Raw genomic sequence first — 26,111 nt, 5'->3', positions numbered from 1 at the left:
GACTGCAGGAAGGCGTGGCTCCCTGACGCCCGTGCGTCAGCGGCGGCCGCCGCCGAGGAGGCCGCCGAGCAGGTCGCCCAGCGGGCCGAGCGGGCCGCTGCCCTGGCCGCCGCTCTGGCCGCCGCCCTGGCCGCTCTGCCCCGAGCCGCCGCCGAGGATGCCGCCGAGCAGGTCGTCGAGGCCGAAGCCGTCGCTCTGCTGCTGGGCCTGGCCCTGGCCCTGCGTGGGCGACTGCCCTTGCGGGACCTGGATCTTCTGCTCTGCGCCTGCCGAGCCCTGTCCGAAGGGCGAGTCGCCGCCCTGCGTGGGCGTGGGCGCCTGCCCCTGCTCGGTCGGGGCCGCCTGGCCGCCGCCCCGGTTGAAGAGCCGATTGGCGATCCAGGCGATCACCATGGGCGCGACGATGGGCAGGATCTTCTTGATGATGTCGCCGAGCGCGCCGCCGCCACCCGCGGCCCGAGCGATCTGGTCGGTGTTGTCGCCGAAGATGTTGTGCACGATCTTCTCGCCGTCGGCGGTGTCGACGTCGCCCGCGACGCGCTCGTCGAAGTGCCCTGCGTGCGCGCCGAGCGCTCCCATCAGCGACTGCGCCCCTGCCGGGTCGTGCGCGTTCGCCTGCATGCCGCCGACGAGCGTCGGCACGATCGCCTCGAGCGCCTGCCGCGCCTCGTCCTCCCCCACCCCCGCCTGCTGGGCGATCTGCTGCACGGGAAGCTGCGACAGCAGCTGCTGGATCTCCGACATGGACTCCTCCTCGAGTCTCTCGGCGACCGGCGCCGCCGCTGGTGCAGAGCCTAGGGGCGCGACCTCCGAGGGCGGAGGTCGATCTCAGACGACGGTCTGCGCGATCACCGGGTTGCGCAGCGTGCCGACGCCCGGCACCTCGACCTCGACGGTCTGGCCGGCCACGATCGGGCCCACGCCCTCGGGCGTGCCCATCAGCACGACGTCGCCGGGCAGCAGGGTCATGGATGCGGTGATCCACTCGAGCACGGTCGGTGCGTCGAAGATCCAGTCGCTCGAGACCCCGTCCTGCCGCACCTCGCCGTCGACGCGGGTGATGAGCCGGAGCGCGCTGTAGTCGGGCTCGGTCTCGATCGCCGGGCCGAGCGGGCAGAAGGTGTCGAAGCCCTTCGCGCGCGCCCACTGCGGCTCGCGCTGCTGCAGGTCGCGGGCGGTGACGTCGTTCGCGACGGTCACGCCGAAGACGGCGTGGAGCGCGTTTGCCTTCGTGAGCCGGCGAGCGACCCGGCCGATCACGAGCGCGATCTCGCCCTCGAAGTGCACGTCCTGCGACTCCGGCGGCAGCACGATCGCGTCGCCGGGGCCGACGACCGAGGTGTTGGGCTTCAGGAACACCAGCGGCTCGGTCGGCACCTCGTTGCCCAGCTCGGCCGCGTGCTTCGCGTAGTTGCGGCCGACGGCGACCACCTTGGAGCGCGGGATGACCGGTGCCAGCAGGCGCACCTCGCTGAGCGGGATGCGGGTGCCGGTGGTGTCGAAGCCAGCGACGATCGGGTCGCCGACGAGCTCGACCAGGGCGTCCTCGTCGACGACGCCGTAGCCGATCCGCTCGCCGTGGGCGAAGCGCGCGACGCGCATCAGCGGGCACCCGTCAGCCGGTGCATCCAGCCGTGGCGGTCGTCGGCACGGCCGTACTGGATGTCGGTCAGCTGCTTGCGCAGGCTGGTCGCGACCGGGCCGGCGGGCGCGTCGGGATCGCCGATCACCTCGTCCGGGCTCTTCAGCGCGGCGATCGGGGTCAGCACGGCGGCGGTGCCGCAGGCGAAGGCCTCGGTGATCGAGCCGTCGGCGACGCCGTCGCGCCACTCCGACAGGGTGACCGGGCGTCGCTCGACCGTGTGGCCGGCATCCGCCGCCAACTGGAGCAGGGAGTTGCGCGTGACGCCGTCGAGGATCGACTCGGACTCGGGGGTGACGAGCGTGCCGTCGGCCTTGACGAGCACGACGTTCATGCCGCCGAGCTCTTCGAGGTCGCTGCCCGACTCGTCGAGGAACAGCACCTGCGCGCAGCCGTTCTCAGCCGCCTGCTGCGTGGGCAGCAGGCTCGCGGCGTAGTTGCCGCCGCACTTCGCGGCGCCGGTGCCACCCTTGCCCGCCCGGTTGTACTCGGTCGAGAGCCAGATCGAGACGGGCTTCACGCCGCCCGCGAAGTAGGGGCCGGCCGGGCTGGCGATCACCATGAAGCGCACGGTCTGCGCAGCGCGCACGCCGAGGAAGACCTCGTTCGCGATCATGAAGGGGCGCAGGTACAGCGAGTTCTCGCCGCCCTCGGGCACCCAGGCCTCGTCGACCTCGACCAGCTGCCGCACGGCCTCGACGAAGTCGTCGACCGGCAGCTGCGGCAGCGCCAGGCGGGCGGCCGAGCGCTGCATGCGCTTCGCGTTCTCCTCGGGGCGGAAGGTCCAGACCGAGCCGTTGGCGCGGCGGTAGGCCTTCATGCCCTCGAAGATCTCCTGGCCGTAGTGCAGCACGGCCGACGCAGGGTCCATCTGCAGCGGGCCGTACGGCTCGACGCGGGCGTCGTGCCAGCCGCCGTCGACCGTCCAGTCGATCGAGACCATGTGGTCGGTGAAGTGGCGGCCGAAGCCGGGCTCGGCGAGCACGCCCTGGCGGGTGTCGCCGGCGACGGGCTGCGCGGATCGCGTCAGCGTGAACTCGAGCGTCATGCCTGCTCCTTCGCGGTGCGGATGCGGTCGGCGATGGCGTCGCCGACCTGGCTGGTGGTGCGGGCGCTGCCGTCGCGCGCGTCGACGTCGGCGTCGACGCCGGTGCGGATGCGCTGGCCCGCCTCGGGCTGGCCGGTGTGCTCCAGGAGCAGCGCGGCAGAGAGGATCGCGGCGGTGGGGTCGGCGATGCCGCGGCCGGCGATGTCGGGCGCCGAACCGTGGACGGGCTCGAACATGCTGGGGAACTCGCCGCTCGGGTTCAGGTTGCCCGAGGCTGCCAGGCCGATGCCGCCGCCGACGGCGCCCGCGAGGTCGGTGATGATGTCGCCGAACAGGTTGTCGGTGACGATCACGTCGAAGCGGCTGGGCCGGTCGACGAGGAAGATCATGGCGGCGTCGACGTGCAGGTAGTCGACGGCGACATCGGGGTGCTCAGCGCCGACCTGGTCGACCATGCGCTGCCACAGGCCGCCGGCGTGCACCAGCACGTTCTTCTTGTGCACGAGCGTCAGTCGTCTGCTGCGCTGCTCGGCGAGCTCGAAGGCGAAGCGCACCACCCGCTCGACGCCGAAGGCCGTGTTGACGCTGGTCTCGTTCGCCACCTCGTGCGGTGTGCCGGTGCGGATCGAGCCGCCGTTGCCGACGTAGGGACCCTCGGTGCCCTCGCGCACGACCACGAAGTCGATCTCGCCGGGGTCGCGCAGCGGGCTCTCGACCTTGGGGTGCAGCCGAGTGGGCCGCAGGTTCACGTGGTGGTCGAACGCGAAGCGCAGGCGCAGCAGCAGTCCGCGCTCGACGATGCCGCCGGCCAGGCGCGGGTCGGCGGGGTCGCCGCCGACCGCGCCGAGCAGGATCGCGTCGTGCTGCGCGAGGCTCGCGAGGGTGGCCTCGTCGAGCACCTCGCCGGTCTCGAGGTAGTGCGCCGCGCCGAGCCGGTACTCGGTCTCGACCAGCTCGACCCCGTCGAGCGCCGCTCGCATGGCCTTGCGGGCCTCGAGGGTGACCTCCTGACCGATGCCGTCTCCTGCGATGACGGCAAGGCGCAGCTGCTCCACAGTTCCTCCCTGGGCGCACGCGAAGGTGCGCGTCGACCGGCTCCCGCGACCTCGCGGACCGTGGATCCAGCCTAGCCGCGCAGAGGATTCCCGCGATGCGTGCAGGTTCGCGGGGTACATTCCCCCCAGCGGCGGCCTGGTCCCGGGGCGCCCCGACGAATGGAGAGCACCTTGAGCATCGGCTTCGGCATCTTCCTCATGGCCGTTGGCGCGATCGTCGCGTGGGCGGTGCCCGCCCTCTGGGCGGTGGAGGGCGCGAACTGGACCCTCATCGGCTACATCCTGCTGGCGGCGGGTGCGCTCGTCACCCTCTTCGGCATCATCATGGCGGCGCGAGCCGGTCGCAGCACCTCGGTCTCGCGGTCGCGCGTCGATCCCGACACGGGCACCCGCGTCGAGCGCACGGAGCGCAACGACGACCTGCTCTGACACGATCGGCCGAAGCGGCAGGGGCATCGATCCCCTGCCGCTTCGCTATGCCCGGCGCAGCGCCCGCAGCGCGATCACGATCGACACGGCCATCAGCGCCGCGCCAGTGACGGCCGTCGCGAGCGCTCCGGCGTCGAAGGCGGCCTTCGCCGCGGCGGCTAGCGCGTCGCCCAGCGCCGCCGGCAGGCGCTCCGCGACGTCGAGCGCGCCGGCGAGCGTCTCCTGCGCCGCGACGGCATCCGTCGCACCGATGCCCGTCGGCAGCACCAGCGACCCGCGGTAGACGGCGCTGACGACGCCGCCCAGCAGCGCCGTGCCGAGCACGGCGCCCAGCTCGTAGGCGGTCTCGCTGACCGCGCTCGCGGCACCGGCCCGCTCGGGCGGTGCGGTGTTGACGACGATCTCGTTCGAGAGCGTCTCGGCCGCGCCGACACCGGCGCCGAGCAGCCCGTAGGCGACCGCGACGAGCAGCGGCGACAGCGCATCGCCGCTGAGCGCCACGACGAGGTATCCCGCCATCGAGCTGGCCAGGCCGAGGGCGACGACCCGGTGTGCCGGCATGTGCCGCACCAGCGGCACCACACCGAGGCCGGTGGCCACCATCGCGACCGTGCCCGGGATGAGCAGCAGCGCCGCGTCGAGGGTCGACATGCCCTCGACCAGCTGCAGGTGCTGGGTGAGGAAGAAGATCGCGCCGACCAGCGCCATCACGCTGAGCAGGTTGATGGCGATCGCCCCGGAGAACGCGGGGATGCGCAGCAGGTCGACGTCGAGCATCGGCGCGGCCGACGCCCGCATCCTGCGCACGAAGCCCCAGCCCGCCGCGACGGCGACGGCGGCGAGGCCGAGCGCCACGACGTCGAGCCCCTCGAGCGCCACGTGCTTGATGCCGGCGGCGAGCGCGCCGAGCGCCAGGATCGACAGCAGGATGCCGAGGGCGTCGAACCGCCCGGGACGGGGGTCGCGGCTCTCGCGCACGAGCAGCGGCACGAGCACGAGCAGCGGCACCAAGAGCGGCACGGCCAGCAGGAACACCGAGCCCCAGGCGAAGTGCTCGAGCAGCACCCCGCCGACGGTCGGGCCGACAGCGCTGCCGACCGAGAACGCGGTCGCCCAGACCGCGATCGCGAGTCGCCGGTCGCCGCGGTGCGGGAAGGTCGAGCGGATCAGCGACAGCGTCGAGGGCATGAGCATCGCGCCGAAGAAGCCGAGCGCGGCACGGGCGGCGATCAGCGCGGCGGCGGTCGGCGCGAAGGCGGCCAGCACCGAGACGACCGCGAAGCCGGCGCTGCCGATGAGCAGCATCCGTCGGCGCCCGAAGCGGTCGCCCAGGCCGCCCATCGCGACGAGCAGGCCGGCGAGCACCAGCGAGTAGGCGTCGACGATCCACAGCTGCTGCGCGGCGTCGGGCTCGAGATCGAGCGCGATCTGCGGCAGCGCGAAGCCCAGCACGGTGTTGTCGATCGAGATGACGAGCACCGGCAGCATCAGCACCGCGAGCGCCACCCATTCCCGACGACCCGCGCGCGGCGCGATCGCGCCGTCGGTCTCGCGCTGCTCCAGCATCTGCCGCTCCTCTTCCGCATCCATGACCACGCAACTGTACCGTCTGGACGGTTTGCTGGAAAGGCTATGCTCGGAGCCATGGCCCGCGTCGCTTCCGGCACCGTTCGAGCACAGCTGCTCGACGCCTACGAGAGCCTGCTCATCGAGGGCGGCGAGCGCGCCGCGACGGTGCAGGCCGTCGCCGATCGCGCGGGCGTCTCCAAGGGCGGACTGCTCTACCACTTCGGCTCCAAGGCGGCGCTGGAGGCGGGGCTGATCGAGCGCCTCGACGAGCTCGGGGCCGCCGACATCCAGGCGCTGCGCGAGGCCGACGACATGGTCGAGACCTTCCTGCGCACCTCGGTCGCATCGGGCTCGCCGCTCGACCGGGCGATCGTGGCGGTGGTGCGGCTCGCGCAGGCGCCCAGCGGCGCCCTCGCGCGTGCCGCGCTCCAGCGGCAGGACGACGACTACGCCGCCGCGCTCACCGAGCGCCTGGGCGACGAGGAGCTCGCCCTCGCGATCGTGCTGCTCTCCGACGGCGTCTACCTGCGCTCCGCCCTCGGCGCCCTCGAGGCGCAGCGGGCGGGCGACGAGGTCGAGGTGCTCCTGCGCATCGCGCGCCGGCTCGGCGCCTGACGCGACCCACCGCATCCGCCGTCTGCGCTCTCACCATGGATAGCCTGGCCGCACGAGCGACGGAGGGATGTGCGTGAGCGCAGTCGAGGAGATCACGCGCCGCGAGGCGGAGGACGTGACCAGGCGCGAGGCGATCGCCGAGTACCGCGTCATCGGGCAGCCGCCGCAGCCCGACCTCGAGGGGCTCGTGCAGCTCGCCGCCGTCATCTGCGGGGTCTCGACCGCGGTGATCAACATCATCGACGACCGCGATCAGCACCAGATCGCCGCCATCGGGTTCGAGCCGAGCGTCTGCTCGCGCGAGGACTCCATGTGCGCCGTCGTCTTCCGCGAGCCCGGCCACGTCGTCGTGCCGGACGCCCGGGCCGACGACCGCTTCCGCGACAACCCGTTCGTGACCGGCGAGATCGCCGACGTGCGCTTCTACGCCTCGAGCCCGCTCATCACGCCCGACGGGGTGCCGATCGGCACGCTCTGCGTCTTCGACGAGGCGGTCGGCGACCTGACGGAGGAGGCGAGCCGCTCGCTGCGGCTGCTCGCCCACCAGGTGATCGACGTGCTCGAGCTGCGACGCATCACCCGCGAGCTGGGCCGCTCGAACGACCAGCTCGCCCACTTCGCCGCGCAGGTCAGCCACGACCTGCGCAATCCCCTCGCGGCCCTGCAGGGCTTCCTCGAGCTCGCGACCGACAGCCCTGAGCTGGCAGATGCGCCGCAGGCGTCGCGAGCGCTCGAGCGCGCCGAGTCGGCCGCCTCCCGCATGGGCGCGATGGTCGCCGACCTGCTCGACTTCGCTCGGCTCGGCGGGCAGGCGCGGCGCGAGCCGGTCGATCTCGGCGCGGTGCTCCGCGACGTCGTCGACGACCTCGATGCTCAGCTGCGCGCGTCGTCGGCCACGGTGTCGGTCGGCGAGCTGCCGCAGGTCGATGGCGACGCGACGCAGCTGCGGGCGCTGCTGCAGAACCTGGTGGCGAACGCCGTGAAGTTCAGCGCCGCGACCCGCGAGGCCCCGGTCGTCGAGGTGCGGGCGCAGCTGCTCAGCGGCGGCTGGCGCATCACCGTCGACGACGACGGCCCCGGCGTGCCGCTCGAGCAGCGAGAGCGCGTCTTCGCGCTGCTCGAGCGGGGCGCGAGCGACGTCGAGGGGCTGGGCATCGGCCTGTCGACCTGTCGGCGGATCGTCGAGGCGCACGGCGGGCGCATCGGCATCGACGACTCGCCCCTTGGCGGCGCGAGCGTGTGGGTGCTGCTGCCCGAGCGCTGANGCCCCTTGGCGGCGCGAGCGTGTGGGTGCTGCTGCCCGAGCGCTGACCGGCGCCGCAAGTCTGTGCCGGCGTCTCAAGTCAGGGCCGGCGCCGCAAGTCTGTGCCGGCGTCTCAAGTCAGGGCCGGCGCCGCAGGGCAGCGACCGATCAGCGCGCCGCGGCGTCTGCCTCGTCGGCGATGATGGCGGCGAGCTCTGCGGGCTTCGACCACATCGGCCAGTGGCCCGTGGGCAGGTCGATCATGGTCAGCGCCCGATGCTCGAGCACACCGGCCAGGAACGATGCGCCCTGCTCGGCGTACGAGCGGTAGTCGTCGGCCGAGTAGGCGGTGCAGACGATCGTCGCCGGCACGTCGAGCCTCCGGTCGTCGGTGAGCGACGGCCGGTCGCGCACCGCGCCCGCAGGCTCGGGCACCGCGCGGCGGCGGAACTGGGCGAGCTGCTCGTCGGTGAGGTCGCGCATCGAGCCCTGCCCGAGCTCTTCCTCCCACAATGCATCGAGCGGCATCTCGTCGCCCTCGAACGACGCGTCCATCGCGCTCCCGTCGACGACGGGGGCCGTGTCGACCCAGACGGTGCGCGGGATCCGGTCGATGTTCCGGTCGAGCGCGACGGTCGCGGGGATCGCGGCGCCGCTGTGCGCGACCAGCAGCACCGGGCCCTCGCCCGCCCCGATGGCGGCCTCGATGGCGCCGACGTGATCCTCGAGCGAGACCTCGCCGCGCGCCGGATGCTCGGGCTCGAGGCCCGGCAGGGTGAGAGCGGTGACGTCGCGACCCTGCTCGCGCAGGATGGCGGCGACCTCGTCCCACGCCCAAGCGCCGAGCCAGAAGCCGGGGACGAGGATGATGCGGGCGGATCTCGTGGTGTCCATGGCTGCGACGCTACTGGCGGCGGCTGACACCCTGCCAGGTCGACGCTTCTGCGGGGCGCGCATCGGGCGTAGCGTGAATGGTCTCGGAGGGGGTCGCGCCATGTCGTGGATGCGATGCGCAGCGCTGGTGATCCTGCTCGCCGCGGGAGCCGCGGGGTGCACCGCGACCCCGCCGGAGCCCACCGAGTCGCCCCCGGCCAGCACGCCGACCGAGCAGAGCCCCGCACCCACCGCGGCCCCGGCCGAACCGGCGCCCACGCCCACGCCCACGCCGTCGATCCTCGGCACGCCGGTGGGCGAGGCGGTCGACGCCCGCGCATGGATCCGCTACTCCTCCGAGATCCACGATGTCGACCTCGCGCATCCGCCCGGCTGGACGGTCGTGCCGGCCGAGCGCGAGTGGTCGATGGCGGAGGACGCGGGCGCGATCGAGAGCCCCGGTCAGGACGGCTTCATGTCGGCGGCGGGCGACGTCTGGATCACGCTCTGGTCGGTGCCGTACAGCGGCGGGGAGACGCTCGAGGGCGTGCAGACCTGGGCGGAGGAGCTCTGCCTGCAGATCGGCGACCCGAGCTGCGCGACGATCGGCGAGCGCGCCGAGCCGCTCTGCCTCGAGCGGCGCGACTGCCACCCGGGCCTGCTCGTGCCGTTCGAGTTCGACGTGCACGCCTACGTCACCGGCGGCGACCACGCCTCGCGCATCGTCACCCTCGCCGTCTGGCGCGCCTCAAGCTTCCCCGTGCGGGGCATGGGGTCTGCACGGGAGGTGCTCGAGGCGTTCCTCGAGACGATGGACGTCTGGCCGGCGGGATGAACCGGCCGGCGGCCGCCCGCCGGCGCCTGCCCGCTAGAGCTCGCGCATCTCGATCTGCCGGATCGCCTTCGCCGCGATCTGCGTGCCGAGCTGGTCGACCAGCGCGTCGGGCGCGGCCTGGTCGATCGTGATGATCGACAGCGCCGTGCCGCCTGCCGTGGTGCGGGCGATCTGCATGCCGGCGATGTTGATCTCGGCCTCGCCGAACGCTGCGCCGTAGGCGGCGACGATGCCCGGGCGGTCCTCGTACTCCATCACCACGAAGTGCTCGGCCATCGGCACCTCGACCGACTGCCCGTTGACGGCGACGATCTTCTCGATCTGCTTCGGGCCCGTCAGCGTGCCGGCGACGCTCACCCGGCGGCCGTCGCTGCAGGCGACGACGATCTCGACCACGTTGCGGTACTCGTCGCTGCGCTCGTCGGCGCTCAGGTCGCTGGTCACCCCCCGCGACTCGGCGATCACCGGCGCGTTCACGAACGTCACCTGCTCGCTCACGATCGACGAGAAGAAGCCCTTCAGCGCGGCCAAGCGCAGCACCTTGACATCGTAGGCGGCGAGCTCGCCGTGCACCGCGACGTCGACGGCCTCGACCGGGCCGGCCGCAAGGCCCGCGGCGAACTGGCCGAGGCGCTCGGCGAGCGCGATGCCGGGGCGCACGTACTCGTCGATGATGCCGCCCGCGACGTTCACCGCGTCCGGCACCAGGTCGCCGGCGAGCGCGAGCCGCACCGAGCGGGCGACGGCGACGCCGGCCTTCTCCTGCGCCTCGTCGGTCGAGGCGCCCAGGTGCGGGGTGACCTGGATGTTCGGGGCGCTCGTGAGCGCGTCGTCCTTCGGCGGCTCGGAGACGAACACGTCGATGCCGGCGCCGGCGATCGTGCCCGCACGCAGCGCCGAGGCGAGCGCGGCCTCGTCGATGATGCCGCCGCGCGACGCGTTGACGATGCGCAAGGTCGGCTTCGCGAGCGCGAACTGCGCCTCGCCGATGAGGCCGACCGTCTCGGGCGTGCGCGGGATGTGGATCGTGATGAAGTCGCTCTCGGCCATCAGCTCGTCGAGCGAGCGCAGCTCGACGCCCAGCTGGGCGGCGCGGGCGGGGCTGACGAACGGGTCGAAGGCGATGAGCTTCGTGCCGAAGGCGGCGAGGCGCTCGGCGACGAGCACGCCGATGCGGCCGAGCCCCACGATGCCGACGGTCTTCTCGTAGAGCTCGACGCCGGTGAACGCCGACCGCTTCCACTGACCGGCCTTCAGCGAAGCATCCGCTGCCGGGATGTGCCGGGCGAGGCCCAGCAGGTGCGCGATGGCGAGCTCGGCGGCCGAGACGATGTTCGAGGTGGGCGCGTTCACGACCATGACGCCGGCCTTGGTGGCGGCGGGGATCTCGACGTTGTCGAGGCCGACGCCGGCGCGGGCGATCACCTTGAGCTTCGGCGCGTGCGAGAGCGCCTCGGCGTCGATCTGCGTCGCGCTGCGCACGAGCACGGCGGATGCGTCGGCGAGGGCCGCGAAGAGCGCGGCACGGTCGGTGCCGTCGACGTTGCGCACCTCGAAGTCGGGCCCGAGGGCATCGACGGTGGCGGCCGAGAGCTCCTCGGCGATCAGGACGACGGGCTTGGACATGCGGACTCCTCGCGGTGTGTGGCAGGCAGCACGTCGTCGTGCCAAGAGCCCCAACTCTACCGAGCGACGCGTGCCCGCTCGCGAGCGGGCGTCACGGGGCGCCACGGGCGTGCGGGAGAATGGGGACGATGGACGCCTTCGCAATCGCGCAGCTGGTGCTGCGCATCCTCTTCGCCCTGATCTTCATCGGCATGGGCGCGACCCACTTCGTGCCGCGCGTGCGGAAGGCGATGGCCGCGATGATCCCCGCCGGCCTCGCCGGGCCCGAGCGCCGCTGGGCGCCGACGCTCGTGACCGTCTCGGGCATCGCCGAGATCATCGGCGGCGTGGGCCTCCTCGCACCGTGGTGGGGCGTGCGCTTCGCGGCCGGGCTCGGTCTCATCGCGCTGCTGATCGCCGTCTTCCCCGCCAACGTGCAGGCCGCGCGCGAGCCCGAGCGCTTCGGCCCCGCGGCGGTGCCCGTCGTGCCGCGCGCCATCGGGCAGGCGCTGCTGGGCGTGCTGCTGCTCGTCGCGGTGATCTGAGGCCCGAAGTCCCCTCGGGCTAGCCGCCCAGCGCCGCGACGGCGATCTGCCGCGCGAGCTGCTCGGCGAGCAGGCTGGCCTGCGCGCTGACGGCGAGCGCGAGCAGCATGATGCCCGCCCGGGCGACCAGGCGCATCCGCCGACCGACCCACAGCGACAGGGCGAACAGCAGGCCCGGCAGGGCGACGCCGGCGATCAGCAGCCACCACGGGATCGCGCCGGCGATGTCGGCGCCGGTGTACAGCAGCGGCAGCTGCTGCAGGTTGGTGGCCGCCTCGACCGTGTCGTAGGCGAAGAAGAGGGCGAGCAGCAGCGCGACGATCCATGCGTCGCCGCCACGCTCCTCGCCCGGCGCGCGCTCGGTCATGCGAGCACCCCCGCCACGAGCGGCCACGGCGCGGTGACGACCAGGCCCGCGAGCCACCAGGGCGCACGACGGGCCGTCGCCAGCCGGTCGACGCACCACCACCACAGCAGCGGCGCGATGACCGCGAGCAGCTCGCCCAGCTGGTACATCACGAGGCCGAGCAGGCTCGGCTGCTGCACCGGGTTGGCGACGATGACGACGATCCAGCCGGCGGTCGCGGCGACCGCGAGCGCGAGCGTCAGCCAGCCGAGGGGGCCGCGCGCCGGGCGCTCGACGACGGCGGATGCGTCGCGCCCGGCCGCGTCGTCGGCCGCCCGGTCGTCGTCGAGGGTAGGGGGATCGGGCTCGTCGTCGCCCTCCCAGCGGAAGGCTTCCTCGTCGCGGCTCACCCGATCGAGCCTACTGCGCGGTGGAGCTCTGGAGCGGAGCCCCTTTCGGGTCTCCGCCGCGACCCCAGCGCCGAGGCCCGTCCCGGGCCTTGTGCACCGGGCACCGGCACCGGCACCGGCACCGCTGGAGCTGAGAACCTGCTCGCGCACAACGCAAGCCCATCCGCCGGAATCGGCCGCCAGGCGACAGGCGGCGGCTGCCGCGCCCGCAGACCATCGATCGGGCTTGCGTTGTGCGAGGGCGAGGTCGGGCCGTCAGCGCGGGATGTCGTCGAGCCAGGTGATGGCGGCGCCGTGCGGGTCGGTGACCGCGACCGGCTCGGCGTCGCGGCGCAGCACGAAGTCGCCCGGCTGCGCCCAGGGCGCCGGCGGGCCGATCTCGAGCGTCGCCCCCTCGTTCGCCACCCAGGTGACCGGCAGCTCGCCCATCAGGTCGGCGAACGCGGCGCGCTCGAACGCGGCGACGTAGGCGAGCACGGCGGAGTGCCAGACGACGACGGTCGGCGCCTGCTGCGCCGCCTCCTCGACGAGGGCGCGCGTGTCGGTCGTCAGGTCGCCGCGGCGCAGGTGCGCGCGCTCCCTGCGCGCGATCGCGATCGCGGTGCGCACCCGGTCGACGCGTGCCCCGTCGACGCCACCGGAGGCATCCGGCCACACCAGCGCTTCGAGCCACGCCTTGGTGTCGGGGTCGTCGGGATCGAGCGGCTGCAGGTCGAGCCCGCCGCGCCAGGCGATCTGCGGCAGCGTGGCGGGCAGCGGCGTCGACGGGGAGGCGTCGGTCTCGAGCAGCGGCAGGTTCGCGTCGCCGACGTACTTGCCGGCGCCGAAGCGGTAGCGCCAGCGGTCGGGGTAGAGGCACAGCCCCGCCGACGCGCCCACCTCGACGAGCGCGATCGGGCCCTCGAGGTGCGCGATCGCGGGCAGCAGCGTGGCCATGCGGCGTGCCTCGTTGGTCTGCGTCATGCGCGCGAGCATGGTCGAGCGGATGGGTTCCCAGGCCCCCGCGATCATGTCGCGGACCGCGCTCCACGGCTGCAGCGGCACCCCCTCGAAGCGGGCCGCCGCGAACAGCAGGTTCGGCTGCCGCTTGAGCGGCTCGAGCTCGCCGAGCGCAGCGCACAGCGCCTCGTCGCCTGCGACGCCGCGCGCCCACTCGGCGTAGCGGGGCGAGCGACCCTCGGCCTCGACCTCGGCCCACCGCAGGTAGGCCTGGCTCACTCGCTGGTCGTCGCGCACGCTCTCCACCCGCCCACTCTGCCAGCAGGCGAGCGCCGGTCAGTGCCGCTGCGCGCCCTCCGGTGCTCGCGCGGCGCTGAGCGGGCACGCGGCCGGCCCTTCGAGGCGGGTGCCGTCGGGCGCGAAGCGGGAGCCGTGCGCCGAGCAGTCCCAGCTGCGCTCCTGCGCGTTCCACTGCACGAGCGCCCCCACGTGCGGGCAGACGGCCGAGACCTGCCGGGTCTCGCCGTCGACCGTCGAGGTCGCCACCAGTCGCAGGCCGCTGCGGCCGAGCGCACCCTCGCCCTCGGCCGGGGGCGACGCCGGCGCGAGCGCCCGGCTGACCGCGACGACCTGTGCGCGGGCCGTCGCGGCGACCGTGCCCACGAGCGAGCCCGCGGCGGCGGGCGTGGTGCCGCGGCGACGGAGCATCTCCGCCCACTCGGGCTCGGCGCCGTCGATGCGGCCCGCCAGCGCCAGGGCGCTCATCGCGCCCGAGCTCATGCCCCACTTGTCGAAGCCGGTCGCCAGCAGCACGCGGCCGCGCGACCCCGGCCGAGCGCCGATCCACGGCAAGCGATCGGGCGTGCGGTAGTCCTGCGCGCTCCAGGCGTGCGTGCGCTCGGCATCGGGCCAGTGCGCGTGCACCCAGCGGTCGAGCTCAGCCACGATCTCGCGCGGATCGTGATGGCGGCCCACGGCGTGGCCGCCGCCGCCGGCGATCAGCAGCTCCTCGCCGTCGATGCGGGCGGTCCGCAGCGAGTGCCCGCGAGCGTCGACCCCCAGCGCCATCACGGCCGGCAGCGGCGCCGAGGTGCGGTACGACGCGGCATAGGAGCGGTGCGCGCCCAGCATCGCGGCGCTGCCGCGCGCCGGCACGGGCGCACCCGTGGCGAGCACGACGGTGCGCGCCGACCATGCCCCCGCATCCGTCTCGACCGAGACACGGCCGCCGCTGACGCGCACGCGGCGCACCGAGGCGCGCACGATGCGCCCGCCGCGACTGCGCAGCAGCTCGGCGAGGGTGGCCAGCATCGCCATCGGATCCAGCTCGCCCTGGTCGGCGAGCTGGATCGCCGCGCTCATCTCGAACGGCAGCGAGGCGGCGCCGCCGCGCTCGACGGGCAGCCCGAGCTCGGCCGCGGCATGCAGCTCGCGGTCGACCGCCTCGGCGCCCTCTGCGGTCGTCGCATAGGAGACCGCCGGCTTCGAGCGCAGCGCTTCGGTGCCGTCGAGCATCGCGCGCAGCTGCCGGGCGCCCTCGAGCGAGCCGTCGACGAACGCCTGCACCGCGTCGCGGGGCGCGAGCCCCAGGATGCGGTGCAGGCGATCGCCCTGCAGCAGGCTGAGCTTCGCGGTGGTGCTGCCGGTCGCGGCGGCACCCACCTCGCGCGCCTCGAGCACGACGACCCGGGCGCCGCGCTCGGCCAGCAGCGCTGCGGTGGTGAGACCGGTGATGCCGGCGCCGACCACCACGGCGTCGAAGCCGTCGCGCTGCTGAGGTTTCTCGAGCGCGATCGTCGGACCGGAGGCATGCCAGAGGGAGGTCATGCCGCCCACTCAACGCCCGGCGGCGTCGCCGCGCAATCGGCGGGCTCCAAGGTCCGCGCACGACGAAGGGCGGGAGCCCTCATGGGTTCCCGCCCTTCGTCGCATCACGTCTCGATGCGCCGCCTGCGGCGGCTACTCGATCGACTGCCGGGTCAGCGCTGCGCCGAGCCGTCCGTGTAGTCGGCGTCCGGCTGCTCCCACGCGAACAGGCCGCGCAGCTTGTGGCCGGTCGCCTCGATCGGGTGGCCCTCGGCCTTGGCGCGCAGCTCCTTGAACTCGGGGCCGCCGGCGTCCTGGTCGGCGATGAAGCGCTCGGCGAAGGCACCCGTCTGGATGTCCTTCAGCACCGCCTGCATGTTGGCCTTGACGCTCGGGTCGATGACGCGCGGGCCCGAGACGTAGTCGCCGTACTCGGCCGTGTCGGAGACCGACCAGCGCTGCTTGGCGATGCCGCCCTCCCACATGAGGTCGACGATGAGCTTGAGCTCGTGGAGCACCTCGAAGTAGGCGATCTCGGGCTGGTAGCCGGCCTCGGTGAGGGTCTCGAAGCCGTACTGCACGAGCTGCGAGACGCCGCCGCAGAGCACTGCCTGCTCGCCGAACAGGTCGGACTCGGTCTCCTCGGTGAACGTCGTGGTGATGCCGCCGGCGCGCAGGCCGCCGATCGCCTTCGAGTACGACCAGGCGATCGCCCATGCCGAGCCGGTCGCGTCGTTCTCGACCGCGACGATCACGGGCACGCCGCGGCCGGCCTGGAACTCGCGGCGCACGGTGTGGCCCGGGCCCTTCGGCGCGACGAGCACCACGTCGACGCCCTTGGGCGCCTCGATGTACCCGAAGCGGATGTTGAAGCCGTGGCTGAAGACGAGCGTCTTGCCCTCGCCCATGTGCTGGGCGATCTCGTTCGCGTAGATGCCGCGCTGGTGCTGGTCGGGCGCGAGCAGGACGACGACGTCCGCCCACTCGGCGACCTCTGCGGGCGTGCCCACCTCGAAGCCCGCCTCCGTCGCCTTCGCGCGGCTCTTCGACTCGGGCTGCAGGCCGACGCGCACCTCGACGCCCGAGTCGCGCAGGTTCTGCGCGTGGGCGTGGCCCTGCGAGCCGTAGCCGATGATGGCGACCTTCTTGCCCTGGATGATGCCGAGGTCGGCACCGTCGTCGTAGATGACCTCAGTCATGAGTCTCTCCTTCGTTGGTTTCTGAAGCTTGGGTGATCAGCGGTTGTCGGACTTGAGCACGCGCTCGCTGATGGACTTGCCGCCGCGGCCGACGGCCAGGAGGCCCGACTGCGCGATCTCCTTGATGCCGTAGGGCTCGAGCAGGCGCAGCAGCGCCTGGCACTTCGGCGAGTCGCCGGTGACCTCGATCACGAGCGCGTCGGCGTTCACGTCGACGACGCGCGCGCGGAAGAGCGTGACCGCCTCGAGGATCTGCGAGCGGGTCGAGTTGTCGACCTTGACCTTGATCAGCATGTGCTCGCGCTGCACCGACTGGCCGGGCTCGAGCTCGACGATCTTCACGACGTTGATGAGCTTGTTCAGCTGCTTCGTGACCTGCTCGAGCGGCTGGTCCTCGACGTCGACGACGACGGTGATGCGGCTGAGGCCCGGCACCTCGGTCTTGCCGACGGCGAGCGACTCGATGTTGAAGCTGCGGCGGGCGAACAGGCCCGCGACGCGGGTCAGCAGACCCGGCTTGTCCTCGACGAGGAGCGACAGGACGTGGGTGCTCATCACTCCTCCTCCCAGACGGGGCTGTGTTCCTTGGCGTACTGGACGAACGAGTTCGAGACGCCCTGCGGCACCATCGGCCACACCATGGCGTCCTTCGAGACGATGAAGTCGATCACGACCGGGCGGTCGTTGGTCTCGAGCGCCAGCTTGATCGCCGGGTCGATCTCCTCCGGCTTCGTGACGCGGATCGCGAGGCAGCCGTAGGCCTCGCCGAGCTTCACGAAGTCGGGGATCATCTTCGCGTCGTCGCCGGTCTCGAGGTCGGTGAACGAGTGGCGACCCTCGTAGAAGAGGCTCTGCCACTGCCGCACCATGCCGAGCGACGAGTTGTTGATGATCGCGACCTTGATCGGGATGTCGTTCAGCGTGCAGGTGGCGAGCTCCTGATTGGTCATCTGGAAGCATCCGTCGCCGTCGATCGACCAGACCACGCGGTCGGGCTCCGCGACCTTCGCGCCCATCGCCGCGGGCACCGAGTAGCCCATGGTGCCGGCGCCGCCGGAGTTCAGCCACGCGTTCGGGCGCTCGTACTTGATGAACTGCGCCGCCCACATCTGGTGCTGGCCGACGCCGGCGGCGTAGATCGCCTCGGGGCCGGTGAGCTCGCCGATGCGCTGGATCACGTGCTGCGGCGAGAGCTTGCCGTCGGTCGGCTGCGAGAAGCCGAGCGGGAACCGCTCCTGCAGGCCCTGCAGCCGCTCCCACCAGTCGGTGAGGTCGGGCCGCTCGCTCTGGGCGAGCTCCTGGAAGGCGATCGACAGGTCGGTGAGCACCTCGCGCACGTCGCCCACGATCGGCACGTCGGCGGCGCGGATCTTCGAGATCTCCGCAGGGTCCACGTCGACGTGGATGACCTTCGCGTTCGGCGCGAACTCCTTGACCTTGCCGGTGACGCGGTCGTCGAAGCGGGCGCCGAGCGCGATGATCAGGTCGCACTCCTGGAACGCCAGCACCGCCGGCACCGAGCCGTGCATGCCGGGCATGCCGAGGTGCTGCGGGTGCGAGTCGGGGAACGCGCCGCGCGCCATCAGGGTCGTCACGATCGGCGCGCCGGTCGCCTCGGCGAACTCCATCAGCTCGTCCGACGCCTTCGCGCGGATCACGCCGCCGCCGACGTAGAGCAGCGGGCGCTCCGAGGCCGACAGCAGCTGCGCGGCCGCGGTGATCTGCTTGCCGTGCGCCTTCAGCACCGGCCGGTAGCCGGGCAGGTCGACCTTGTCGGGCCAGACGAACGGCGCCGAGTCCTGCTGCGCATCCTTCGTGATGTCGACGAGCACCGGTCCGGGGCGGCCGGTCGAGGCGATGTGGAACGCGGCGCGCAGCACGGCCGGCACGTCCTCGGGGCGCGCCACCTGGAAGGTGTGCTTGGTGATCGGCATCACGATGCCGGTGATGTCGGCCTCCTGGAAAGCATCCGTGCCGATCAGGTGGCTGAACACCTGGCCGGTGATCGCGACCATCGGCACCGAGTCCATGTACGCATCCGCGATGGCCGTGACCAGGTTGGTCGCGCCGGGGCCGGAGGTGGCCAGGCACACGCCCACCTTGCCGGTGGCGGCGGCGTAGCCCTCGGCGGCGTGGCCGCCGCCCTGCTCGTGGCGCACCAGGATGTGGCGGATCGCCGTCTGCTGCATGAGCTCGTCGTAGAACGGGATGATCGCGCCGCCGGGGATGCCGAAGACGTCGGTGACGCCCAGCAGCTCCAGCGACTTCAGGACGGCACCGGATCCGGTCAGGATCGGTGGTTCGGCGCTGCGCGGTGCGGCAGGCCTGGGTGCGATGGACATGGCTCTCCTGGACTCGTCACGCATGACGGACGTCAGCCCGTGACAGCGCCTTGGGCGGCGGACTGCACGAGTCGGGCGTACTTGGCGAGGACTCCGCGCGTGTAGCGCGGTGGCAGCGGCTCCCAGCCCTCACGCCGGGAGGCGAGCTCTGCCTCGTCGACGATCAGGTCAAGCGAGCGAGCGGCGATGTCGACACGGATGCGGTCTCCGTCGCGCACGAAGGCGATCGGACCGGAGTCGACCGCCTCAGGGGCGATGTGGCCGATGCACAGGCCGGTTGTGCCGCCTGAGAATCTGCCGTCCGTCAAGAGTAGTACATCCTTGCCGAGGCCAGCGCCCTTGATGGCGGCGGTGATCGCCAGCATCTCGCGCATGCCCGGGCCGCCCTTCGGGCCCTCGTAGCGGATCACGACGACGTCGCCCGCCTGGATGCGGCCTTCGGTGAGCGCGTCCATCGCGGCGCGCTCGCGGTCGAAGACGCGCGCCGGCCCCTCGAACACCTCGGCGTCGAAGCCGGCCGTCTTCACGACCGCGCCGTCGGGGGCGAGCGTGCCGTCGAGGATCGTCAGGCCGCCGGTGGCGTGCAGGGGGTTCTCGAGCGCGCGCACGACCGTGCCGTCGATCGGGGCGGGCGCGAGCTCGGCGAGGTTCTCGGCGAGCGTGCGGCCGGTCACGGTGAGCACGTCGCCGTGCAGCAGGCTGGCGTCGAGCAGCGCCTTCATGACCACCGGCATGCCGCCGACGCGGTCGAAGTCCTGCGCGACGTACGCGCCGAAGGGCTTCACGTCGGCCAGGTGCGGCGAGCGCGCGCCGACGCGGCGGAAGTCGTCGAGGGTCAGCTCGACCTCGGCCTCGTGCGCGATCGCGAGCAGGTGGAGCACCGCGTTGGTGGAGCCGCCGAGCACCATGGCGACGGTGATGGCGTTCTCGAACGCCTCCTTGGTGAGGATGTCGCGGGCGGTGATCCCCTTGCGCAGCAGCTCGACCACAGCCTCGCCCGACCGGCGGGCGTAGAAGTCGCGGCGGCGGTCGGCCGACAGCGGCGTCGACGAGCCGGGCAGGCTCATGCCGAGCGCCTCGGCGACGCACGCCATCGTGTTGGCGGTGTACATGCCGCCGCAGGCGCCCTCGCCCGGGGCGAAGCCGCACTCGATGCGGTGCAGGTCCTCGGCCGAGATCTTGCCGGCCTTGAAGGCGCCGACGGCCTCGAACGAGTCGATGATCGTCATCGACTGCGGGATCGTGCCGTCCTCGAGCTTCGCGAATCCGGGCGCGATCGAGCCGGCGTAGACGAAGACGCTCGCCAGGTCGAGGCGGGCCGCGGCCATCAGCATGCCGGGCAGCGACTTGTCGCAGCCGGCCAGCAGCACGGTGCCGTCGAGGCGCTCGGCCATCACGACGGTCTCGACGCTGTCGGCGATCACCTCGCGGCTGGCGAGCGAGAAGTGCATGCCCTCGTGGCCCATCGAGATGCCGTCCGAGACCGAGATGGTGCCGAACTGCAGCGGGTAGCCGCCGCCGGCGTGCACCCCCTCCTTCGAGGAGCGCGCGAGGCGGTCGAGCGAGAGGTTGCAGGGGGTGATCTCGTTCCACGAGCTGGCGATGCCGATCTGCGGCTTCTCCCAGTCGCCGTCGCCCATGCCGACGGCACGCAGCATGCCCCGGCTGGTGGTGGCCTCGACGCCGTCCGTGACGGCGCGCGAGCGCGGTTTGATGTCGATCTCAGGCATGGCCCGATCCTACGCCGCGCGGGATGTCAGATCGGTCTCGCGCAGAGTCCGAGGCGTTCGTGGAGCATGTCGCCCACCGGGAGGGTCTACCGTCGTCAGCATGATCCAGGTCGGCCTGAGCACGATCTCCGTCTTCCCCAAGGGGGTCGAGGACGGCTTCCGCCTCTCGCGCGACGCGGGCTACGACGGCGTCGAGGTGATGGTCACCACCGATGCCAAGACCCGCTCGCCCGAGCGCCTCCTCGAGCTCGCGGAGCGCTACGAGCAGCCCATCATGGCGATCCACGCGCCGGTGGTGCTCCTGACCACCTTCGTCTGGGGCCGCGACCCGTTCGTGAAGCTCGACCGCTCCGCCGAGCTCGCGGTCGAGGTCGGCGCGCCCACCGTGGTCGTGCATCCGCCCTTCCGGTGGCAGGGCAAGTACGCCAGGACCTTCGAGGATGCGGTGCGGCAGACCGAGCAGAAGCACGGCGTCGAGGTGGCGGTCGAGAACATGTTCCCCTGGGCGGCGGGCGGCATCGACCGGCAGGCCTACCTGCCCGGCATCGACCCGAGCCTGATGGACGTCGAGCACGCCACCCTCGACTTCTCGCACTGCGCGCTCGCGAAGCGCGACTCGATGCAGCTCGCGCGCGACCTGGGCGACCGGCTGCGGCACCTGCACCTCACCGACGGCGTGGCCGCCGAGGAGGGGCGCGTGTTCGACGAGCACCTCATTCCCGGCCACGGCAACGAGCCGGTCGCCGAGGTGCTGCAGATGCTCGCCGAGCAGCAGTGGACGGGGCAGGTGATCGCCGAGATCAAGACGCGGCACGCGCGGTCGGAGCGCGACCGCATGCGGCTGCTCGTCGAGACGCTCGAGTTCGCGCGCGAGCACCTGGGGCAGCGCGACGCGGCGGCGCAGCCCGCCGAGTCGGTCGGCTCCGTCCCCGAGCCGCCGGCCTGAGCCGGGGCTCGGCCGCTCAGCCGTCGGCGACCGCCCCCGGGGCGCGGTCCTCCGCAGGTCGCGCTCGGCTCCGTCACGCTCCCGCGGAGGCGAGGGCGTCGAGCGCCCGGATCCGCTCCCCGGTCATGCGTCGCCGGGCGGCGCGCACCGCCAGGAAGGCCGCCAGCAGCCCCAGCAGCACGAACAGCACGAGCATCGCGACCGCACCGCCCACCGCTGCGGTGCCGGCCGCTCCCCCGGTGCCGGCCGCGATCGCCTGCAGCGCATCCACCGCGTGCGTCATCGGCAGCACCGGCGCGATGTCGGCGAACGGCACGCCGAGCACGTCGCGGGGCAGGATCCCGCCGGCGGCGACCGCCTGCAGGCCCAGCAGCACAACCGACACCGCAGTGCCCACCGGCCCCCACCACGCGACGAAGGCGAGGTGCAGCAGGGTCGCCACGCCGGCGAACAGCAGCGCGACGCCGAGCGTCGCCGGGCTCGCCGCCCAGCTGACGCCGCCGATGGCGTGCACGACGACCGTCGCCAGCACCGACTGCAGCGCCACCACCCACGCCGAGCGGATCAGCATCGTGGCCAGCACGCGCCCGTCGGACTCGGCCGAGGCGGCGATGCGGCGGGCGCTGCGGGCCAGCGCGAGCACGAGCGCGAGCGCGCCCAGCCAGAGGCCGATCGGCACGGCGAGCGAGGCGACGCGCGCCTCGCCGCTCGGCAGCGCCCCCTGCTCGTCGAGGTCGAAGCCGACCGGGCTCGTGGCGACCTCCGAGAGGTCGGCCAGCTCGGCGTCGCTCACCTGCGGCAGCGCGTCGACGCTCTGGCGCAGTCCCGCGCCGAGCTCGCTCGCGCCGTCGCCCAGCTGCGCCGCGCCGCTGCCGGCGGCGCGCGTGCCGTCGGCGAGCGCGATCGCGCCCGTCTCCAGCTCCTCGAGCCCACCGGCGAGCGAGCCGGTGCCGTCGGCCAGCTGCGCGGCGCCGCTGACCGAGGCGCCGAAGCCGCCGTCGAGCTGGGCGAGGCCGTCGGCGAGCTGCGCGGCGGCCGCCGCGGCCCGCGGTCGTCTTCCGGCCGCCGCTGCCCGTGCGGCTGCTCGACGTGGCCGGCGAGAGCGTCGAGGCGAGCCGGCTCGACGTGCGCGAGGGCAGCCCGGCGATGTTCTCGCCGCCCGCCGCCGCGCGGCGCCGGGTCGTCGCGTGGGCGGGGCCCTGGCCGATCCGCCGCCGCGACCTGGGCGACACCGTGCACCGCGTGCAGATCCTCGACGGCGAGGGCGAGGCGTGGGTGCTGCTCCACGCCGACGGCGCCTGGCTGGCGGAGGGCCGCTATGCCTGATCTCAACGTGTCAGGTGCGCACTCGCCGCAGGTGGTGCGCCGAGTGCGCACCTCGCACGTTGAGATCGAGGGGACGGCGGGTGCCTGATGGCCGGCTGGAACAACCCGTCGATGCCCTGGCGCGAGCTCGAGGGCATCCTCTCCGACCGCGACGTCAGCGCCGGCAGGACGGGCCGCGCCGCCGAGCTCGACGAGGCCCGCCGCCCGCGCATCCGCGTGCCCGGCGAGGGCGCGACGACCCCCTACGCCGAGCTGCACGCGCACTCGCACTACTCCTTCCTCGACGGCGCCTCGAGCCCGGCCGAGCTCGTCAACGAGGCCCGCCGGCTGGGCCTCGAGGCGCTCGCGCTCGTCGACCACGACGGCCTCTACGGGGCGGTGCGCTTCGCCGAGGCGGCCGCCGAGGCGCAGCTGCCGACGGTCTTCGGCACCGAGTTCACGCTCGGTCTCGAGACGCCGCAGAACGGCATCCCCGATCCCGACGGCAGCCACCTGGTGGCGCTCGCGACCGGCCCCGCGGGCTACACGGCGCTCGCCACCGCGCTCACCGACGGCTACCTCGCGACCGACCATCACGGCCCGGGCGAGAAGGGCCGCCCCATCTTCGCGCTCGAGCGGCTCGCCGAGACGGCGCGCGGCGAGTGGATGATCCTCTCGGGCTGCCGCAAGGGGGCCGTGCGCCAGGCGCTCGACCGCCACGGCGCGAACGAGCAGGGGGCGGATGCGTCCGGTCACGAGCTCGACCGCCTCACGTCGCTGTTCGGCCGCGACCGCGTCGTGGTCGAGCTGAGCGACATCGGCGACCCGCGCGACTTCGAGCGCAACAGCGTGCTCGCCGAGCTCGCCCGCGCCCGCAGCCTGCCGGTGATCGCCACCACCAACGCCCACGTCGCATCCCCCGAGCGGCAGTGGCTGGGCGACGCGGTCGCCGCGGTGCGCGCCCACCGCTCGATCGACGAGCTCGACGCGTGGCTGCCCGCGGGCGGCGTCCCGTCGCTGCGCTCGGGCGACGTGATGGCCCGCCGCTTCCGCGCCTTCCCAGGCGCGGTCGGTACGGCCGCGGCGCTCGGACGCGAGCTCGCCTTCGACCTGCGTGCCGCATCCCCCCGTCTGCCGGTGATCGAGACGCCCGACGGGCAGACGCCGATGGAGTGGTTGCGCGAGCTGGTCGCCGAGCGGCTGCCGCGCGTCTACGACACGGTGCCCGATCCCAGCGGCGCCGGCCGCCTGCCGCGCCCCGAGGTCGCCGAGCGGCTCGAGCACGAGCTGGGCCTCATCGAGCAGAAGGGCTTCGCCGGCTACTTCCTGATCGTGTTCGAGATCTCCGAGTTCGCGCACGGCCGCGGCATCCTCTGCCAGGGCCGCGGCTCGGCGGTCGCGAGCGCGGTCTGCTTCATCCTCGGCATCACCGCGGTCGACCCGATTCGCTACCGGCTGCCGTTCGAGCGCTTCATCTCGATGATGCGCGAGGAAGAGCCCGACATCGACATCGACTTCGACGCCGGCCGCCGCGAGGAGGTGATCCAGCACGTGTACGAGCGCTACGGCCGCCGCAACGCGGCGCAGGTGGCGAACGTCATCACCTACCGCCCGAAGTCGGCGGTGCGCGACGCCGCGAAGGCGCTCGGCTACGCCGTCGGGCAGCAGAACGCCTGGTCGAAGTCGGTCGAGTCGTACTCGAAGATCGACGTCGACACGATCCCCGAGCAGGTGTCGCTGCTGGCCGCCGAGTTCCTGCACGCGCCCCGGCACCTCGGCATCCACTCCGGCGGCATGGTGCTCACCGAGGAGCCGGTCGGCTCGGTGTGCCCCATCGAGCCCGCCCGCATGCCGAACCGCACGGTGCTGCAGTGGGACAAGGACGACTGCGAGTGGATGGGGCTGGTCAAGTTCGACCTGCTGGGCCTGGGCATGCTCGGCGCGCTGTCGCACACCCTCGCGCTCGCGGCCGAGCACCTGGGGGAGACGTGGACGCTCGCGACCATCCCCGCCGAGGAGGCGGGCGTCTACGACATGCTCTGCGAGGGCGATGCGGTGGGCGTGTTCCAGGTGGAGTCGCGGGCGCAGATGGCGACGCTGCCGAGGCTGAAGCCGCGCTCGTTCTACGACCTGGTGATCGAGATCGCGCTCATCCGTCCAGGGCCCATCCAGGGCGACGCCGTGCATCCGTACCTCCGCCGCCGGGCGGGCAAGGAGCCGGTGACGTACGCGCACCCGCTGCTCGAGCCGGTGCTCGAGCGCACGCTGGGGGTGCCGCTGTTCCAGGAGCAGCTGATGCAGATGTCGGTCGCGGTCGGCGGCTTCGACGCCGGTGAGGCCGACCAGCTGCGGCGCGCGATCGGCTCGAAGCGCTCGAAGGAGAAGATCGAGGCGCTCAGGGCGAAGCTGTTCGAGGGCATGGCGGCGAACGGCATCTCGCCCGAGACGGGCGAGGCGATCTACCGCAAGATCGAGGCGTTCGCGGGCTTCGGCTTCGCCGAGTCGCACTCGCTCGCGTTCGGCAAGCTCGTCTACGCCTCGTCGTGGCTGAAGCTGCACTACCCGGCGGCGTTCCTCGCCGGGCTGCTGCGCAGCCAGCCGATGGGGTTCTGGTCGCCGCAGTCGCTGGTGGCGGATGCGCTGCGGCACGGCGTCGAGACCCTGCGTCCCGACGTGGTCGTCTCGGGTGTCGACGCGGGTCTCGAGCGGCAGACGACGCGCGGGGCGGCGGTGCCTTCCGGTCCTGGGCGGGCCGGACTCGACGCCTGCCTGGAGCGCGACCAGCCGCCGGTGCCGCCGGTCGCCTCGGAGACGCGGGCGATGCGCGGCCGGCATCGCCGCGATGCGGGGTTCGCGGTGCGGATGGGGCTCGCGGGCGTCGCGGGCGTCGGCCGGGCGGCGGCGGAGCGGATCGTGGCGGCGCGCGAGGAGCGGCCGCTGCACGACATGCACGACCTCGCCCGCCGCGCCGACCTCGACCGCGGCGAGCTCGAGGCGCTCGCGACCGCCGGGGCGCTCGACGGGCTGGGCGTGAACCGCCGTGAGGGGCTGTGGCTGGCGGGGCCAGCCTCGACCGAGCGCGAGGATCAGCTCGAGGGCTCGCAGGTGAGCCTGCAGCCGCCGCTGCTGCCGATGCTGTCGGCCTCCGAGCAGGTGGCGCTCGACATCTGGTCGACGGGCGTCGCGCCCGACGACCATCCGGTGCGGCACGCGCGGGCGATGCTCGACGAGCGCGGCGTGCTGCCGATCGCCGGGCTGGCGACGGCCGAGCCGGGCAGGCGGGTGCAGGCGGCGGGGATCGTCACGCACCGGCAGCGGCCTCGCACGGCGCAGGGCGTGACCTTCATGAACCTCGAGGACGAGACCGGGATGCTCAACGTGATCGTCTCGAAGGGCCTGTGGGCGCACGCGCGGCAGGTCGCGCGGCACGCGCCGGCGCTGATCGTGCGGGGCATGCTGCAGCGCACCGAGGAGGGCGTGATCGCGCTGCTCGCCGACCGGCTCGACCGCTTCGACGTGCCGAGCCCCCGCTCGCGCGACTTCGCCTGACCGTCGCGCGCCACGCATCCGCCCCCGAACGCCGGAGGGGCCCGGCCATCAGGCCGGACCCCTCCGTGTGCGCTCGGTGC

General features: G+C 73.2%; 24 protein-coding genes and 1 pseudogene. 8 read left to right on the top strand and 17 right to left on the bottom strand.

Going from position 1 to position 26,111, the window contains the following annotated elements; genetic code table 11:
- Positions 1–36 precede the first annotated feature (36 nt).
- The 4 genes from Q9250_RS12435 to Q9250_RS12420 form a co-directional block, all read right to left on the bottom strand.
- Positions 37–744, bottom strand: a complete 708-nt coding sequence (locus Q9250_RS12435) for a DUF937 domain-containing protein (protein ID WP_306232195.1) — start codon at positions 742–744, stop codon at positions 37–39.
- Positions 745–828: 84 nt separating this feature from the next.
- Complete coding sequence (locus Q9250_RS12430; protein WP_306232194.1) at positions 829–1,602, bottom strand: fumarylacetoacetate hydrolase family protein; 774 nt, start codon at positions 1,600–1,602, stop codon at positions 829–831.
- Positions 1,602–2,690 carry a branched-chain amino acid aminotransferase gene (locus Q9250_RS12425; RefSeq protein ID WP_306232193.1) on the bottom strand — a complete coding sequence of 363 codons (1,089 nt, stop codon included), beginning with the start codon at positions 2,688–2,690 and terminating at the stop codon, positions 1,602–1,604. Before Q9250_RS12425 ends, Q9250_RS12430 begins: the two co-directional genes overlap by 1 nt.
- Complete coding sequence (locus Q9250_RS12420; RefSeq protein WP_306232192.1) at positions 2,687–3,745, bottom strand: 3-isopropylmalate dehydrogenase; 1,059 nt, start codon at positions 3,743–3,745, stop codon at positions 2,687–2,689. Before Q9250_RS12420 ends, Q9250_RS12425 begins: the two co-directional genes overlap by 4 nt.
- Positions 3,746–3,916: 171 nt before the next feature.
- On the opposite strand from Q9250_RS12420, the gene Q9250_RS12415 reads away from it, so the two are divergent.
- Positions 3,917–4,174 (top strand): DUF6458 family protein, encoded by a 258-nt coding sequence (locus tag Q9250_RS12415; protein ID WP_306232191.1) that lies wholly within the window; start codon positions 3,917–3,919, stop codon positions 4,172–4,174.
- Between the two features lie 45 nt (positions 4,175–4,219).
- On the opposite strand, the gene Q9250_RS12410 is transcribed toward Q9250_RS12415, so the two are convergent.
- Positions 4,220–5,740, bottom strand: coding sequence for an MFS transporter (locus tag Q9250_RS12410; protein ID WP_306233991.1), 1,521 nt, complete (start codon positions 5,738–5,740; stop codon positions 4,220–4,222).
- Positions 5,741–5,818: 78 nt separating this feature from the next.
- Between Q9250_RS12410 and Q9250_RS12405 the strand changes: the two genes are divergently transcribed.
- Positions 5,819–6,358: a TetR/AcrR family transcriptional regulator gene (locus Q9250_RS12405; RefSeq protein ID WP_306232190.1), complete on the top strand. Its 540-nt coding sequence runs from the start codon at positions 5,819–5,821 to the stop codon at positions 6,356–6,358.
- A 73-nt stretch (positions 6,359–6,431) separates the two neighbouring features.
- The gene (locus Q9250_RS12400) at positions 6,432–7,622 is read left to right on the top strand and encodes a sensor histidine kinase (protein ID WP_306232189.1); all 1,191 of its coding nucleotides are present in this window, start codon (positions 6,432–6,434) and stop codon (positions 7,620–7,622) included.
- 147 nt (positions 7,623–7,769) lie between these two features.
- Here Q9250_RS12400 and Q9250_RS12395 read toward each other — a convergent pair whose 3' ends face one another.
- Positions 7,770–8,495, bottom strand: a complete 726-nt coding sequence (locus Q9250_RS12395; RefSeq protein WP_306232188.1) for an alpha/beta fold hydrolase — start codon at positions 8,493–8,495, stop codon at positions 7,770–7,772.
- 100 nt (positions 8,496–8,595) lie between these two features.
- Between Q9250_RS12395 and Q9250_RS12390 the strand changes: the two genes are divergently transcribed.
- Positions 8,596–9,309 (top strand): hypothetical protein, encoded by a 714-nt coding sequence (locus Q9250_RS12390; protein ID WP_306232187.1) that lies wholly within the window; start codon positions 8,596–8,598, stop codon positions 9,307–9,309.
- 33 nt (positions 9,310–9,342) lie between these two features.
- Here Q9250_RS12390 and serA read toward each other — a convergent pair whose 3' ends face one another.
- Positions 9,343–10,935, bottom strand: coding sequence for a phosphoglycerate dehydrogenase (serA, locus tag Q9250_RS12385; RefSeq protein WP_306232186.1), 1,593 nt, complete (start codon positions 10,933–10,935; stop codon positions 9,343–9,345).
- 128 nt (positions 10,936–11,063) lie between these two features.
- On the opposite strand from serA, the gene Q9250_RS12380 reads away from it, so the two are divergent.
- Positions 11,064–11,459: a DoxX family protein gene (locus Q9250_RS12380; protein ID WP_306232185.1), complete on the top strand. Its 396-nt coding sequence runs from the start codon at positions 11,064–11,066 to the stop codon at positions 11,457–11,459.
- A gap of 19 nt (positions 11,460–11,478) precedes the next feature.
- On the opposite strand, the gene Q9250_RS12375 is transcribed toward Q9250_RS12380, so the two are convergent.
- The 8 genes from Q9250_RS12375 to ilvD all read right to left on the bottom strand — a co-directional run bounded on the left by Q9250_RS12375 (position 11,479) and on the right by ilvD (position 20,231).
- On the bottom strand, positions 11,479–11,826 hold the full coding sequence (locus Q9250_RS12375; protein ID WP_306232184.1) for a hypothetical protein: 348 nt from the start codon (positions 11,824–11,826) through the stop codon (positions 11,479–11,481).
- On the bottom strand, positions 11,823–12,215 hold the full coding sequence (locus Q9250_RS12370) for a hypothetical protein (RefSeq protein WP_306232183.1): 393 nt from the start codon (positions 12,213–12,215) through the stop codon (positions 11,823–11,825). The genes Q9250_RS12375 and Q9250_RS12370 overlap by 4 nt, the downstream gene beginning before the upstream one ends.
- Before the next feature lie 255 nt (positions 12,216–12,470).
- Positions 12,471–13,460: a DUF2332 domain-containing protein gene (locus Q9250_RS12365; protein WP_306232182.1), complete on the bottom strand. Its 990-nt coding sequence runs from the start codon at positions 13,458–13,460 to the stop codon at positions 12,471–12,473.
- A 30-nt stretch (positions 13,461–13,490) separates the two neighbouring features.
- Positions 13,491–14,981 (bottom strand): FAD-dependent oxidoreductase, encoded by a 1,491-nt coding sequence (locus tag Q9250_RS12360; RefSeq protein WP_306232181.1) that lies wholly within the window; start codon positions 14,979–14,981, stop codon positions 13,491–13,493.
- A gap of 152 nt (positions 14,982–15,133) precedes the next feature.
- Positions 15,134–16,159, bottom strand: a complete 1,026-nt coding sequence (gene ilvC / locus Q9250_RS12355) for a ketol-acid reductoisomerase (RefSeq protein WP_306232180.1) — start codon at positions 16,157–16,159, stop codon at positions 15,134–15,136.
- Between the two features lie 36 nt (positions 16,160–16,195).
- Entirely contained in the window at positions 16,196–16,714 is a 519-nt protein-coding gene (ilvN, locus tag Q9250_RS12350; RefSeq protein ID WP_306232179.1) for an acetolactate synthase small subunit, read from the bottom strand.
- Positions 16,714–18,501 (bottom strand): acetolactate synthase large subunit, encoded by a 1,788-nt coding sequence (locus tag Q9250_RS12345; RefSeq protein WP_306232178.1) that lies wholly within the window; start codon positions 18,499–18,501, stop codon positions 16,714–16,716. Before Q9250_RS12345 ends, ilvN begins: the two co-directional genes overlap by 1 nt.
- Positions 18,502–18,533: 32 nt before the next feature.
- Positions 18,534–20,231, bottom strand: coding sequence for a dihydroxy-acid dehydratase (ilvD, locus tag Q9250_RS12340; RefSeq protein WP_306232177.1), 1,698 nt, complete (start codon positions 20,229–20,231; stop codon positions 18,534–18,536).
- A gap of 100 nt (positions 20,232–20,331) precedes the next feature.
- Between ilvD and Q9250_RS12335 the strand changes: the two genes are divergently transcribed.
- Positions 20,332–21,177: a sugar phosphate isomerase/epimerase family protein gene (locus Q9250_RS12335; protein WP_306232176.1), complete on the top strand. Its 846-nt coding sequence runs from the start codon at positions 20,332–20,334 to the stop codon at positions 21,175–21,177.
- A gap of 73 nt (positions 21,178–21,250) precedes the next feature.
- Here Q9250_RS12335 and Q9250_RS12330 read toward each other — a convergent pair whose 3' ends face one another.
- Both Q9250_RS12330 and Q9250_RS14200 read right to left on the bottom strand, forming a co-directional pair.
- Positions 21,251–21,970, bottom strand: a complete 720-nt coding sequence (locus Q9250_RS12330) for an ABC-2 transporter permease (RefSeq protein ID WP_306232175.1) — start codon at positions 21,968–21,970, stop codon at positions 21,251–21,253.
- 120 nt (positions 21,971–22,090) lie between these two features.
- Positions 22,091–22,147 (bottom strand): annotated as a pseudogene (locus Q9250_RS14200) (hypothetical protein); the annotation flags it as partial.
- A 104-nt stretch (positions 22,148–22,251) separates the two neighbouring features.
- Between Q9250_RS14200 and Q9250_RS12325 the strand changes: the two are divergent.
- Complete coding sequence (locus Q9250_RS12325) at positions 22,252–22,503, top strand: hypothetical protein (RefSeq protein ID WP_306232174.1); 252 nt, start codon at positions 22,252–22,254, stop codon at positions 22,501–22,503.
- Between the two features lie 87 nt (positions 22,504–22,590).
- Complete coding sequence (locus tag Q9250_RS12320) at positions 22,591–26,031, top strand: error-prone DNA polymerase (protein WP_306232173.1); 3,441 nt, start codon at positions 22,591–22,593, stop codon at positions 26,029–26,031.
- The last annotated feature ends 80 nt before the right edge of the window (positions 26,032–26,111 follow it).

It is taken from the genome of Agrococcus beijingensis, assembly GCF_030758955.1.
GTDB lineage: Bacteria > Actinomycetota > Actinomycetes > Actinomycetales > Microbacteriaceae > Agrococcus > Agrococcus beijingensis.
The sequence above is the reverse complement of the archived record's forward strand: the minus strand, read 5'-3'. Positions and strand labels throughout refer to the sequence as shown.

What these genes read in the sequence shown, in the direction of transcription:
- Q9250_RS12405 (WP_306232190.1), top strand. Translation starts at nt 5,819, where the DNA reads ATGGCCCGCGTCGCTTCCGGCACCGTTCGAGCACAGCTGCTCGACGCC.
- ilvN (WP_306232179.1), bottom strand. Translation starts at nt 16,714, where the DNA reads ATGAGCACCCACGTCCTGTCGCTCCTCGTCGAGGACAAGCCGGGTCTG.
- Q9250_RS12335 (WP_306232176.1), top strand. Translation starts at nt 20,332, where the DNA reads ATGATCCAGGTCGGCCTGAGCACGATCTCCGTCTTCCCCAAGGGGGTC.
- Q9250_RS12390 (WP_306232187.1), top strand. Translation starts at nt 8,596, where the DNA reads ATGTCGTGGATGCGATGCGCAGCGCTGGTGATCCTGCTCGCCGCGGGA.
- Q9250_RS12375 (WP_306232184.1), bottom strand. Translation starts at nt 11,826, where the DNA reads ATGACCGAGCGCGCGCCGGGCGAGGAGCGTGGCGGCGACGCATGGATC.
- Q9250_RS12425 (WP_306232193.1), bottom strand. Translation starts at nt 2,690, where the DNA reads ATGACGCTCGAGTTCACGCTGACGCGATCCGCGCAGCCCGTCGCCGGC.
- Q9250_RS12320 (WP_306232173.1), top strand. Translation starts at nt 22,591, where the DNA reads ATGGCCGGCTGGAACAACCCGTCGATGCCCTGGCGCGAGCTCGAGGGC.
- ilvC (WP_306232180.1), bottom strand. Translation starts at nt 16,159, where the DNA reads ATGACTGAGGTCATCTACGACGACGGTGCCGACCTCGGCATCATCCAG.
- ilvD (WP_306232177.1), bottom strand. Translation starts at nt 20,231, where the DNA reads ATGCCTGAGATCGACATCAAACCGCGCTCGCGCGCCGTCACGGACGGC.
- Q9250_RS12395 (WP_306232188.1), bottom strand. Translation starts at nt 8,495, where the DNA reads ATGGACACCACGAGATCCGCCCGCATCATCCTCGTCCCCGGCTTCTGG.
- Q9250_RS12430 (WP_306232194.1), bottom strand. Translation starts at nt 1,602, where the DNA reads ATGCGCGTCGCGCGCTTCGCCCACGGCGAGCGGATCGGCTACGGCGTC.
- Q9250_RS12380 (WP_306232185.1), top strand. Translation starts at nt 11,064, where the DNA reads ATGGACGCCTTCGCAATCGCGCAGCTGGTGCTGCGCATCCTCTTCGCC.
- Q9250_RS12345 (WP_306232178.1), bottom strand. Translation starts at nt 18,501, where the DNA reads ATGTCCATCGCACCCAGGCCTGCCGCACCGCGCAGCGCCGAACCACCG.
- Q9250_RS12435 (WP_306232195.1), bottom strand. Translation starts at nt 744, where the DNA reads ATGTCGGAGATCCAGCAGCTGCTGTCGCAGCTTCCCGTGCAGCAGATC.
- Q9250_RS12410 (WP_306233991.1), bottom strand. Translation starts at nt 5,740, where the DNA reads ATGCTGGAGCAGCGCGAGACCGACGGCGCGATCGCGCCGCGCGCGGGT.
- Q9250_RS12360 (WP_306232181.1), bottom strand. Translation starts at nt 14,981, where the DNA reads ATGACCTCCCTCTGGCATGCCTCCGGTCCGACGATCGCGCTCGAGAAA.
- serA (WP_306232186.1), bottom strand. Translation starts at nt 10,935, where the DNA reads ATGTCCAAGCCCGTCGTCCTGATCGCCGAGGAGCTCTCGGCCGCCACC.